Origin of the sequence: Streptococcus sp. HMSC070B10 (assembly GCF_001808665.1) — a bacterium.
In the GTDB taxonomy this organism is placed as follows: Bacteria; Bacillota; Bacilli; order Lactobacillales; family Streptococcaceae; genus Streptococcus.
The window spans coordinates 1-12,767 of sequence record NZ_KV794152.1 but is presented as its reverse complement, the minus strand read 5'-3'; the positions used below and the strand labels follow the sequence as shown (position 1 = coordinate 12,767).

The following is a 12,767-nucleotide window of genomic DNA, read 5'->3' as shown; positions in this document are numbered from 1 at the left end:
TGGAATTTCCCAGGAGTTTTTTCTACACAAATACTTAAAAACACTGCCAGATTTCTCTAGCAGTGTTTTGAGTTTCATTTGCAGGCATCTATCCCTCTTAATCCTTCATCTGACTCTCTGCGTCGGCCACGACTTGCTCTAAGCTAGTCTGACCAAGCTCTGCCTCCATAGCCAGCTGGATTCTCTCCAATTTTTGATCCAAAACATCATGAATATGGGCTCCAACTGGGCAATTTGGATTTGGATTGTCATGAAAACTAAAGAGTTGACCAGTCTTACCAAGACACTCAACAGCCTGATAAACATCTAATAGACTAATGTCTTTGAGATCCTTGACAATCTCTGTCCCACCTGTTCCACGCGCTACTGAAATCAGCTCTGCCTTCTTCAACTGGGACAAGGTCTTTCTGATAATGACTGGATTGACCCCGACACTAGCAGCCAGAAAATCACTGGTCACCTTGCTTTCCTTTCCCTTGAGGGCAATGATTATCAGCATATGAGTCGCAATGGTAAATCTACTTGGAATTTGCATCCTCTTCTCCTTTTTACGAGGCTACCCTGCCTCTACTCTTCTTTTTCTATTATTATACCCTTTTTAGTTGTAATGTCAATCGTTACCACTTTTCAACCAGGCATCTAACTCCCTATCGTAGCCCTCTTGCTGGGCCAATTCTCTCAAAAATTCCTGATGATGAGTATGGTGGATACCATTGACCAGACTTTCATAATAAACCTCAAAATAGGGAAGTTTGAGGTCTTTAGCCAACTGCAATTCAGCTGCCACATCGTAGTCTACCCGTCGGAAGTCCATATCTACCAAGCCCTTATCATCGAACTCCAAAACCATATACTGGGCTCGCAAGTCCTTCCGCAAATGGGTATCTAGAAAGAAAGGTTGCCCAATCGAACCTGGATTGACAATCAATTGCCCACCAGTCCCGTAACGAAGCAACTGCTGATGAATATGACCATATACAGCGATATCACAAGGTGGATTGGTCACCAAGCGGTCAAAATCCTCTTGCGCTCCAGTATGAATCAACTCTCTCCCCCAGTTCTTATCAGGAAGATGGTGGCTAATTCCTACCGTCAAATCCCCAAACTGACGATGAATCTGTAGAGGTTGATTGTGGAGCAGTTCAATTTCTTCTAGGGAAATTTCCTCTAAAACATACTGGCACTGGCGCAAGAGATAGCGTTGACTGGGACGAGTACTATCCAATTCCTTACGGACACCATGCCAAAGACTGTCTTCCCAGTTTCCCAAAACTCTAGCCGTAATCGGTAGTTGAGCCAACAAGTCCAAAATTCTTCTACGCCCTGTCCCTGGCATGAGAATGTCTCCCAAAAGCCAGTATTCATCCACTCCTAGCTGCCGAGCATCTGCCAAAACAGCCTCCAAGGCGGTGGTATTTCCATGAATATCTGAAAGAAGAGCTATTTTTGTCATTCTTTCTCCTCATTTCCTCTTATATATCTTTTTAATATTATAACAAAAAATACTGTTTAATAGTCACCTTTAACCCACTCTTACTAAATCCAGAACACTACTTTTATCAAGGTAAAAACTTATCAAAAAGATTATTTTACATTACTCCTAACAAAGCATAGCAAGCACTTTTTCAATGAAGAAAATTCAAAAAAATCTACAAATATCTTGAAAATTTTCACAATCATGCTATAATAATCCATAGAGACAAGTCACTTAGTCCCTTTCTACTAGAGAGTGCGTGGTTGCTGGAAACGCATAGAAAGCCTATACTGATACTACTCTACTGACTTTTATGCAAACATAAAACGGTGGCCACGTTAGAGCCAATCAGAGGTGTCCCTCTCTTTTGAGGAACATAAATGAAGGTGGAACCACGTTGCGACGTCCTTTCGAGGATGTCGCTTTTTGTTTTTCTAGCTTTCACAGTCCTCTGTCCCTGTTTTCAGAATAGGGTTAACACATTCGTCAATAATATAAGTAAGGAGAACATCATGATTAACATTACTTTCCCAGATGGCGCTGTTCGTGAATTCGAATCTGGCGTTACAACTTTTGAAATTGCCCAATCTATCAGCAATTCCCTAGCTAAAAAGGCCTTGGCTGGTAAATTCAACGGCAAACTCATCGACACTACTCGTGCTATCACTGAAGATGGAAGCATTGAAATCGTGACACCTGATCACGAAGATGCCCTTCCAATCTTGCGTCACTCAGCTGCTCACTTGTTCGCCCAAGCAGCTCGTCGTCTTTTCCCAGACATTCACTTGGGAGTTGGTCCAGCCATCGAAGACGGCTTCTACTACGATACTGACAACACAGCTGGTCAAATCTCTAACGAAGACCTTCCTCGTATCGAAGAAGAAATGCAAAAAATTGTCAAAGAAAACTTCCCATCAATCCGTGAAGAAGTGACTAAAGACGAGGCACGTGAAATCTTCAAGAACGACCCTTACAAGTTGGAATTGATTGAAGAACACTCTGAAGACGAAGGTGGTTTGACTATCTATCGTCAAGGTGAGTATGTAGACCTTTGCCGTGGCCCACACGTCCCATCAACAGGCCGTATCCAAATCTTCCACCTTCTCCATGTAGCAGGTGCTTACTGGCGTGGAAATAGCGACAACGCTATGATGCAACGTATCTATGGTACAGCTTGGTTTGACAAGAAAGACTTGAAAAACTACCTCCAAATGCGTGAAGAAGCCAAAGAACGTGACCACCGTAAACTTGGTAAAGAGCTTGACCTCTTTATGATTTCACAAGAGGTTGGTCAAGGACTTCCATTCTGGTTGCCAAATGGTGCGACTATTCGTCGTGAGTTGGAACGCTACATCGTTGACAAAGAGCTAGCTTCTGGCTACCAACACGTTTATACTCCACCACTTGCTTCAGTTGAGCTTTACAAGACTTCTGGTCACTGGGATCATTACCAAGAAGACATGTTCCCAACTATGGACATGGGTGACGGGGAAGAATTTGTCCTTCGTCCAATGAACTGTCCGCACCACATCCAAGTCTTCAAACATCATATTCACTCTTACCGTGAGTTGCCAATCCGTATCGCTGAAATCGGTATGATGCACCGCTACGAAAAATCTGGTTCCCTTACTGGTCTTCAACGTGTACGTGAAATGTCTCTTAACGACGGTCACCTCTTTGTGACTCCAGAACAAATCCAAGAAGAATTCCAACGTGCTCTTCAGTTGATTATCGATGTTTATGAAGACTTCAACTTGAATGAATACCGCTTCCGCCTCTCTCTTCGTGACCCTCAAGATACTCATAAGTACTTTGATAATGATGAGATGTGGGAAAATGCTCAAACCATGCTTCGTGCAGCCCTTGATGAAATGGGCGTGGACTACTTTGAAGCCGAAGGTGAAGCAGCCTTCTACGGACCAAAATTGGATATTCAAGTTAAGACCGCTCTTGGAAAAGAAGAAACTCTTTCTACTATCCAACTTGACTTCTTGCTTCCAGAACGCTTCGACCTTAAATATATCGGAGCTGATGGTGAAGAGCACCGTCCAGTTATGATCCACCGTGGAGTTATCTCAACTATGGAACGCTTCACAGCTATCTTGATTGAGAACTACAAGGGTGCCTTCCCAACATGGCTAGCACCTCACCAAGTAACCCTCATCCCAGTATCTAACGAAAAACACGTGGACTACGCATGGGAAGTAGCTAAAAAACTCCGTGACCGTGGTGTCCGTGCAGATGTAGATGAGCGCAATGAAAAAATGCAGTTCAAGATCCGTGCGTCACAAACAAGCAAGATTCCTTACCAATTGATCGTTGGAGACAAGGAAATGGAAGACGGAACTGTTAACGTTCGTCGCTATGGCCAAAAAGAAACACAAACTGTCTCAGTTGATGACTTTGTTCAAGCTATCCTAGCTGATATCGCCAACAAATCACGCGTTGAGAAATAAAACAATCACAGTCTGAGAAACATTTTTCAGAGCCAGAAAAAGCAACAACTATTTCAGCTGTTGCTTTTTTATATTTTATTTGACCTGAGCTAGTAGTGATTGGTCAAACCACCACAAATGATATCCTCCCAAGATTTGCTTTCATGAGTTAGATAAGGTTAATATCCTTAATCCTTATCTGCTTCATTTTCTTTTACGAGATCTTTTTGTGAATCCTTTTCAGAGAGTTTTTGATCGATATACTTGTTAATGGTTTCATAAAATTCCTTGGTCGAATCACTGTCTAGTTTTGTCGAATTATGAACTTGATTGACTTTCAATTGAACAGATTGAATACCGTATGAGGCTTGTTTTTGGTGGAGCGTTTCTAATTCTTCTTCTGAAATCGGATCTCCAACAACCGTCAAGACCAATTCATTGTCCCTTGACTTGTAGACTTGATTAATGACCGTATGATTGGCAAACTCTTTTCCTACAAACTGCTTGATTCCTTCTTTTCGCGCTTGGTCTATCGTCAGAGTGACTGCTGAATAGCTGGCTGGAAGAATCAATAATACAATCAAGGATATCAATCCAATTCTCATTTTAATATTTAACTCTTTAAATGAACTTAAGGGAGATTTTCTCATCAAAATTCTTGTTCCAACAATGTTGATTAGCATGATAAAGACACAGTTGATCAAGAAAAGATAAAGAGCTCCAAATAAAAATCGTACATTTCCATTAGCTAAACCGTAACCTGCAGTACAGATAGGTGGCATCAGAGCTGTTGCAATGGCTACTCCTGGCACGATATTGTTTGCTTCTTTTTTCCTTGACCCAATTACACCTGCTATCCCACCAGCAATAGCAATAAGAACATCCCAAATGGTTGGAGAGGTTCGTGCAATCAATTCGCTACTTTCATAAGATAAGGGAGAAATCCAGAAATACAGAGCCGAGACAAGCAAGCTAACCAATACTTGAGTAAATAAAACCTCTAGAGATTGCTTGATTAAACGCGTATCAAAAATAGCTAAACCGAATCCCAGTCCAACAATCGGTGTCATGAGAGGTGAAATTAACATGGCTCCAATAATAACAGCTGTTGAATTCATATTTAGACCGATAGAGGCAATAAAAATCGCACACATCAAAATCACTGTATCTCTTAATCGGACATGAAGGTCATCGTATAATTTCTCACGGTATTCCCGTGTTGAATAATTGGCAGTCATTTGTCCTCTCCTCTTTCCTTATTTAAATCGGTATAATAATTAATAATAACAGCTGATAAACAGCCAAAAAATATGAGCCCATAAATCGTCAAGAAGACACTGGTAATCCTTCCAATCAAGGTCACAGCTAGGAGATCCCCGTAGCCGACAGTCGTCGAAGTCACAAAAGCATACCAAAGACCGTCTCCGTAATTTGTGATAGCAGGTTCAACTAGGAAAAGCACGCCTCCTGACCCAAAAACAAAGGTCACAAAACTCAGAGCAAACCGAGTAAAACCCGTAACCTGTATAATATGCCATAACATTTTTAAACGTCTCATTTGTTCTCCTTATTCATACTAGCTCCTGACCGAGCCGTTTTTTCCAATAATCAAAGTGAAGATAGGACATGATCTCCATCAGAGAAAGATAGACAAACTGATAGATCTGATTTAAGCTGATTATCAACTGATATTGTTTGAAAAATGACTGGAAGAAAGACCAGATATGACTGTCTTGAATCAGTCCCTTCTTAACATTATATCAAAAATTTTACAGTCTTTCTCTGAAGAAATCAATTAATTTAAAAGATAGAGAAAGGAAGAAATTTTTGTATCCTTATCCGAAGAAGAAAAACGATATCAGAAGAACCTTGATACTATGCGTTTTATTCTTTATAATTTAGCTATTTCAAAATTACAAGTTCTCCATTCTTAATTTCCCAAACTTGGTCAAACTTACTTAATAATTCGTTTTGGCGATGTAAAGTAACAATGACGGCACTTGGTAGTTCCAGAACTCTTTCCAATTCCATTTTAAACTGATTAGTATCCAAGGCAGAGAAAGGTTCGTCTAGGATAAGCAATGGATTTTTACGATTTTTCTCACGATTTAAATACATTCGTTGTTGCTGACCACCTGACAGGGATTGTGGTGGAATTTTTTCAAAATCTTCTTCTCTGAATTTTTCATTGAAACTATTGAATAGCGTTACATTATTTTCATAACTTGAAATAAATGTATGTTCTTGTTGCAGAATCATACCGAATCTTCCCCAAAGATGGTCCAAAACAAGCCCATCTAGCACAATTTGTCCTTCAAAATCTTCATCTGTTCCATTTAAAATGTTGAGAAGACTACTTTTTCCAGACCCATTCTTACCAATAAGCGCAATTTTATCCCCTTTTTGAATCGTAGCGGAAGTAATTATCAATTTTGATTCTCCCAGTTGTTTGGAAATATTTTTCAAAATAATCGTATCAAAAGAATGTTGAGGTGCTTGAACTGAAACGGGTCTCCCAACAATGTTTTGAAAACTCTTGATTACAGGCTTTACGGACTCTAACATTTGTAAATCATAAAGGATTTCCTGTATTGGTTCAGAAAAAGCATTAATATATCCGAAACTCGCCACCACCTCAGGAATACCGAGTTGCTGGTGAGATAGAGAGTAGGCTAAATAAATAAACAGAACAAGACTAATGAATTCAAAAGAAACACCTGTCAATAAGATGCCAGTAATTTTTGTCAAACCATACTTAAAATACTTATCCTGCAAATTCTTTAGAGAACTCTTTTGTTGATTCAAAAAATGCGACATAGTTAGTTTATTTACCAAATGATGTCCCATGAGCAAATCCTCCAAAGTTCGATAGTAATCTCCTTGTTTTTTCAAGTAAACCTGTCTGCGATTAGCGGTCAACTTCCCAACGATTTTAGGAATTTGAATACTAATTCCAGTAGAAAAGATTAAAATCAATGATACAATAGGATTAATTGTTCTGCTAATAATGAAAGCGTAAATGATGATACGTAAAATTTGTTTGATAAAACTCATCAATGGAGGAAGGTAATCCTTTTCCAACGAATCTAGGTCATTAGATTGATAGGAAATATACTCTGCTACTGTTTTCTGCTTGAAATCGTGGTGACTGAGTCCCAGAAGTGAACGAAACCACTCATTTTTCAAAGTAGTCGAAAAGATAATCCCCTGCTTCCAATCAAGTATCATTTGGATATAGTTACAACTCAAATAGCCAGCCACTGACATAGAGTAACCATATAGAGCTACTTGATAATCCCCTTTGATTAATGCCTGCGTGAAATACGGTAACAAAGCTGTGCAGATATTCGATACTACACCAAAAAGAAAATTAAAGAAGAGATACCATCTAATAGTTTTAAGATATGGTAGCATATACGATACTCCTTGCTAATGCGTTTTTTTACATATCTCAGAACAATCTCTACTATTCCTTATTTCAGACAGTGCGATACTCAGACATTGAGTGCAATAATTGTAAATCACACAAGTTCTGCAGTTTTTACTATCATTCAAAATATAAAGAAAGCTGCAGTTCTTTTAATCCTGTATCAACGATTCATTCTGAAATCGAATAGGAGACATTTCCCAAGTCTACAATTCACTTCATCTCAAATTAATTTTTGTAATTCACCCTTAGTTTATAGATTTTATACTCAACAAAAGTATAAAGCATACAAAACTTCACTTTGAACCAGTATTTATACTATATTCCGTATTAAAAATTCTATTATTGATTTTGTAAAAAACAGTCTTCAAATATCCTGAAATATAGCAAAAAGAGATTGGGTAAAAACTCATTGTCTCTTCTCACTCAAGGACTAAGTTCACTTGAGCAAACTGAATCCGCACTATCGTTCCTGTACCGACCTCAGACTCGATGCGAATCTGGTGCCCCAGTTCTTCAGAAATTTTCTTAGATAGGTAGAGACCAAGTCCAGATGACTGCTGGGTTAGGCGGCCATTATATCCTGAGAAACCACGTTCAAAGACTCGGAGGACATCACTGTTTTTTATCCCGATTCCTGTATCCTTGATACAAAGCTCTTGCCCCTCCATATAAATCTCCAGACCACCTTCCTTGGTGTACTTGAGACTGTTTGAGATGATTTGCTCAATAACCACTAGTAGCCACTTCTTATCCGTCACGATTTCTTTATCAAGGTCATGTAGATTGACATTTAGGCCTTTTTGAATAAAGAAAAGAGCATATTTACGAATTATTTCCTTAACCAAGTCCTCAATTTGCACCTGCTTTAAGACCAAATCATCATGAAAACTTTCTAAACGCAGGTACTGTAAGACTAGATTAGTATAGGAGTCGATTTTGAAAATTTCCTGTTCTAATTGCTGCTTCAGTTGGCGGTCGGCTACTTCTGCAACTAAGAGTTGACTGGCTGCAATGGGGGTCTTTATCTGATGGACCCACAAGGTATAGTAATCCAGCAAATCCGTCAGTTTTCTTTCTGAATCTGACCTCTGCTGATAGAGTTCCATCTCACGCGCTTCTAATTTTTCAGCCAAGGCTCTTTCCAAAGGAGACTGAGCTTCCCTATCCCCATAGAGAATTTCCTGGCGATAGACCTGCATTTCCACCAATATGTCCCAAGTGAAAAATAAGATGGTTACAAAGCAAAACAGCAGGAAAAAGTAGAGAAAGTAAATTCCCAAACTGGCAAATAAAAACTGAAAGAGCAAAACTAGAAATGCTAAAGCAAGCAGATAGACAAACAGACGACTACGGGAGCGCAGATAGGCTAGAAAAAATAGTTTCCAATCAAGCATGCTTTAATCCGTACCCTATCCCTTTCTTGGTCTCGATAAATCCTACCAAGCCCTGCTCTTCCAATTTTTTACGCAAACGAGCCACATTAACAGAGAGCGTATTATCATCAATAAAAAAGTCACTGTTCCAAAGTTCACGCATGAGGTCATCACGCGCTACAATATTGCCCGCATGCTCAAACAATACTCGTAAAATCTGGAATTCATTCTTGGTCAAATTCAAGACTTGCCCTTGATAATGTAAATCCATGGATTTGGTATTAAGGATAACACCAGCATATTCCAGTAAACTCTCGTCACGCCCAAACTCATAGGAACGGCGCAACAAGCCCTGAACCTTGGCTAGAAGGACCTGCTGGTCAAAAGGCTTGGTCACAAAGTCATCCGCCCCCATATTGATTGCCATGACGATATCCATAGCCTGGTCTCTCGAAGACAGAAACATGATGGGTACCTTGGAAATCTTGCGAATCTCCTGACACCAGTGATAGCCATTAAACAAGGGCAGTCCAATATCCATGAGGACCAGATGAGGTTCCGACTGGACAAAAAGACTCAAAACTTCCATAAAGTCTTCTACCAGAACCACTTCAAATCCCCATTCAGAGAGCATTTTTCCGACTTGTTGACGAATAACCTGATCATCCTCTACTAATAAAATCTTGTGCATCTGATTCTCCTTTGCTAATTTTAGGAGTCTTAAATCCTTTAGTATAAATAGAGGGCTTAGTATCTAATACTTTTTTGACATTTCCTTGTCACAACAGCTTAAAAACAGATAGTGAATAACCCCATTGATATCATACCTTATTTTCAGACATAGTGCCAGCCTTACCCTTTTATTTTTAATTTTTTCAACCTTCATTTCAGTTCTTTTATCCATCCCCTTAACCAAAATTTATATCTATTCTTCCAAACCTTGAGTGTAGTTAAAACGACACTCTATACTCTTCTAACATTGAAAAGCTCCTTATCGAGTGGTATCCGTAAAAAGTTCTAGCTTTCAGATTGACAATCTGAAAAAGATTTGTTAAGATATGAATGAACAACATTTAATATTCATTCAGAAAAGAGGTGAATCAAATTGGACAAAAAACAGGCTTTGAAATCCGCAGCTTATGAAGTTTTTTCAAAAAAAGGATACAAGGCGACAGGAATTTCAGAAATTGCTAGACAAGCTCATATGGCAGTCGGATCTTTTTATAACTATTACGAAAGTAAAGAAGCTATTTTTTTAGATATCTATATTGATGAAAACAACCGTGTTCGCCAAACTATGATCGAAGAACTGGATTGGGAAATTGATATGATTAATCTTATTAGTCAACTCTTTGCTCAATCCAGAGCACTCGTTTCTTCCAATAAAATCCTTTCAGAATGGTACAATCCTGCCATAGCAGATGAGTTACATAGCTACTATTCCTCAGAAGAAGGAAAAGTCACGAATCCATTTCATCAATTTCTCGTGAAAACCTTTACTCATCGTTTGCAGGCTGAAGGCCATTCTCCAGAAAAAATTCAAGATATTTTACAAGTTTACAACCTATTTTACTACATGGATATGCATATCACAGAAAATGATTTTCCAGATATTAGCAAAACTGTAGAAATACTAGCAACCAACTTCATTAAAGGAATACTGAAATAAAGAAATCTTTTCTTTATTTTTTTGGAAAACATTGAATGAAAAAAAATATTATTCATTCATAGAAAATTACTACACTATAGGAGTTAAAAATGAAACGAGGGAAAAAAATGTTCATAATTATTCTAACTACACTTGGAGTGCTCGGCTTTATATCTTGGGGAATCATTACCTATCTTGGACGAAGTCAAACTTTATCGATAAAATCCATTGAGAATCCCAGCGGAGATTTGTATTTAGTTCACATCACAAAACCAAAAAATCAAATATGGAAAGCTGGCTCCTATGCTCAGTTTAAGCTTCCTGACAGCTCGTTTGGTCCAGACAAAAGTCCAGTAAAGGAGGATCAGACTAGCCGATGGCTAACCCTTGCTTCCACTCCTGATGAGGATGAAATTCTTATTGTAACTCATAATAGTGGTAGCGTGTTTAAGGAAACCTTAACACATTTACCAGCTAGTAGTAAAATTGAGATGAGTTGGCTGGAGACGTCTTTATCTGTTAAAGACAATGACCAAGCACTGGTTTGTTTTGCCTCTGATGTCGGTATTTCTACTCTACGTCCAGTTGTGAAAGAGTGGGCTGGTAAGCGCTCCATCATTCTTAATCATTTAGACAAAGGAGTAAACATTTTTGATAATGAGTTAAGAGAGCTTAGTAAGAATAATCCGAATCTAACTTATAAAACTAGCGAAACCTTTTCTCAAAGCCAAGCATTTTTAAAAAATGCGGTTGTGAAATACGGTAACCAAGCTATTTATCTCTTAACCGGCCAACCTGATGATATAAATGAGATGAAAAATTTCTTAAAAGAGAATGGGATTGACGACAAACAGATACAAACAAGTATGTTTAGAGGTTTGAAATAAAAGCAAACTGTCTTCTATATATCTGAATCATACCATTATAGGTCGGTATGTAGAGAGCTCGTACAAACCAACTAGTAAATTCTATGTGATTGTGATAAGATAAATCAAAAGAAAGGAGCTATTATGGCCAATATTTTTGATTATCTGAAAGATGTCGCATACGATTCCTTTTACGACCTACCTTTGAATGAGTTAGATATTCTAGCCTTAACAGAAATCACCTATCTCTCCTTTGATAATCTGGTCTCCACAACTCCTCAGCGACTTTTAGACCTAGCTCCTCAGGTTCCAAGGGAGCCTAACATGTTGACCAGTAAAAATCGCCTCCAGTTATTGGATGAATTAGCTCGACACAAACGCTTCAAAAATTGCAAACTCTCCCATTTTATCAATGACATCGACCCTGAGCTGCAAAAGCAATTTGCTGCTATGATATACCGCCTCACTCTCGATACTTATCTGATTGTCTTTCGTGGGACTGATGACAGTATCATTGGCTGGAAGGAAGATTTTCACCTAACCTATATGAAGGAAATTCCTGCTCAAAAGCATGCCCTCCGCTATTTAAAGAACTTTTTTGTCCAACATCCTAAGCAAAAGATCATTCTGGCTGGGCATTCCAAGGGAGGAAATTTAGCCATCTATGCTGCTAGCCAAATTGAGCAAAGCTTGCAAAATCAAATCACAGCAGTTTATACCTTTGATGCGCCTGGTCTTCACAAAGAACTGACACAAACCGAGGGCTATCAAAGGATAATGGATAGAACCAAGGTCTTCATCCCACAAGGTTCCATTATCGGTATGATGATGGAAATCCCTAACCACCAAATCATCGTGCACAGTACTGCCTTAGGTGGTATCGCCCAGCACGATACCTTTAGTTGGCAGATTGAGGACAAGCACTTCGTCCAACTGGATAAAATCAACAGTGATAGTCAACAAGTTGACACAACTTTCAAAGAATGGGTGGCAACAGTCCCTGACGAGGAGCTTCAGCTCTACTTCGACCTCTTCTTTGGCACCATTCTAGATGCTGGGATTAGCTCCATCAATGACCTGTCATCCTTAAAGGCGCTTGAACACATTCATCATCTCTTTGTCCAAGCTCAATCCCTCACTCCAGAAGAAAGGGAAACCATGGGACGCCTTACCCAATTATTGATTGATACCCGTTACCAGGCATGGAAAAATAGATAATCCACATAAAAAACCCAACTAATCGTTTGATTAGTTGGGTTTTCATTTATGAAATTGAATTCCTTTGTTTAATCTTTAATGATTAAAACATTAGTCTTCTTTTTTCTTGCGTGCCACAAGACCAAATCCGCTCAATACTCCAAGAAGTCCAAGAGCTGCTAGGCTTGAGTGATCTTCTGTACCAGTATTAGGCAATTCCTTAGCCGGTTTAGCTGGAGCTGGTTTTGATGGTTTCGCAGGTTCTGGTTTCACAGAAGGAATGATTTTTTCATAAACATGAACTGTGTCGCCATTTGGAAGTTTCTTAGTTTCTACGAAGCGGT

General features: G+C 39.0%; 12 protein-coding genes. 4 read left to right on the top strand and 8 right to left on the bottom strand.

Going from position 1 to position 12,767, the window contains the following annotated elements:
* Positions 1 to 97 precede the first annotated feature (97 nt).
* Complete coding sequence (locus HMPREF2613_RS01635; protein ID WP_001166795.1) at positions 98 to 535, bottom strand: Rrf2 family transcriptional regulator; 438 nt, start codon at positions 533 to 535, stop codon at positions 98 to 100.
* A gap of 75 nt (positions 536 to 610) precedes the next feature.
* Positions 611 to 1,453, bottom strand: coding sequence for a metallophosphoesterase family protein (locus HMPREF2613_RS01630; protein WP_070478512.1), 843 nt, complete (start codon positions 1,451 to 1,453; stop codon positions 611 to 613).
* 533 nt (positions 1,454 to 1,986) lie between these two features.
* On the opposite strand from HMPREF2613_RS01630, the gene thrS reads away from it, so the two are divergent.
* The gene (thrS, locus tag HMPREF2613_RS01625; RefSeq protein WP_070478509.1) at positions 1,987 to 3,930 is read left to right on the top strand and encodes a threonine--tRNA ligase; all 1,944 of its coding nucleotides are present in this window, start codon (positions 1,987 to 1,989) and stop codon (positions 3,928 to 3,930) included.
* Positions 3,931 to 4,097: 167 nt separating this feature from the next.
* Here thrS and HMPREF2613_RS01620 read toward each other — a convergent pair whose 3' ends face one another.
* From HMPREF2613_RS01620 to HMPREF2613_RS01600, 5 genes are all read right to left on the bottom strand, one after another.
* Positions 4,098 to 5,147, bottom strand: coding sequence for a DUF389 domain-containing protein (locus tag HMPREF2613_RS01620; protein WP_070478507.1), 1,050 nt, complete (start codon positions 5,145 to 5,147; stop codon positions 4,098 to 4,100).
* Positions 5,144 to 5,467 carry a potassium channel family protein gene (locus HMPREF2613_RS01615; RefSeq protein ID WP_001253404.1) on the bottom strand — a complete coding sequence of 108 codons (324 nt, stop codon included), beginning with the start codon at positions 5,465 to 5,467 and terminating at the stop codon, positions 5,144 to 5,146. The genes HMPREF2613_RS01620 and HMPREF2613_RS01615 overlap by 4 nt, the downstream gene beginning before the upstream one ends.
* Positions 5,468 to 5,811: 344 nt before the next feature.
* Entirely contained in the window at positions 5,812 to 7,323 is a 1,512-nt protein-coding gene (locus HMPREF2613_RS01610) for an ATP-binding cassette domain-containing protein (protein ID WP_070478505.1), read from the bottom strand.
* A gap of 435 nt (positions 7,324 to 7,758) precedes the next feature.
* Positions 7,759 to 8,733 (bottom strand): sensor histidine kinase, encoded by a 975-nt coding sequence (locus HMPREF2613_RS01605; RefSeq protein ID WP_070478503.1) that lies wholly within the window; start codon positions 8,731 to 8,733, stop codon positions 7,759 to 7,761.
* On the bottom strand, positions 8,726 to 9,403 hold the full coding sequence (locus tag HMPREF2613_RS01600; protein WP_000548991.1) for a response regulator transcription factor: 678 nt from the start codon (positions 9,401 to 9,403) through the stop codon (positions 8,726 to 8,728). Before HMPREF2613_RS01600 ends, HMPREF2613_RS01605 begins: the two co-directional genes overlap by 8 nt.
* A 408-nt stretch (positions 9,404 to 9,811) precedes the next feature.
* Here HMPREF2613_RS01600 and HMPREF2613_RS01595 point away from each other — a divergent pair, with 408 nt between their 5' ends.
* From HMPREF2613_RS01595 to HMPREF2613_RS01585, 3 genes are all read left to right on the top strand, one after another.
* Positions 9,812 to 10,381 (top strand): TetR/AcrR family transcriptional regulator, encoded by a 570-nt coding sequence (locus tag HMPREF2613_RS01595; protein WP_148129930.1) that lies wholly within the window; start codon positions 9,812 to 9,814, stop codon positions 10,379 to 10,381.
* Positions 10,382 to 10,470: 89 nt separating this feature from the next.
* Positions 10,471 to 11,247 carry a ferredoxin reductase domain-containing protein gene (locus HMPREF2613_RS01590; RefSeq protein WP_070478499.1) on the top strand — a complete coding sequence of 259 codons (777 nt, stop codon included), beginning with the start codon at positions 10,471 to 10,473 and terminating at the stop codon, positions 11,245 to 11,247.
* A gap of 123 nt (positions 11,248 to 11,370) precedes the next feature.
* Positions 11,371 to 12,444: a DUF2974 domain-containing protein gene (locus HMPREF2613_RS01585; RefSeq protein ID WP_070478497.1), complete on the top strand. Its 1,074-nt coding sequence runs from the start codon at positions 11,371 to 11,373 to the stop codon at positions 12,442 to 12,444.
* Between the two features lie 90 nt (positions 12,445 to 12,534).
* On the opposite strand, the gene HMPREF2613_RS01580 is transcribed toward HMPREF2613_RS01585, so the two are convergent.
* Positions 12,535 to 12,767, bottom strand: a 233-nt coding sequence (locus HMPREF2613_RS01580; RefSeq protein WP_148129929.1) for an LPXTG cell wall anchor domain-containing protein, incomplete at its 5' end; no start/stop codon positions are given.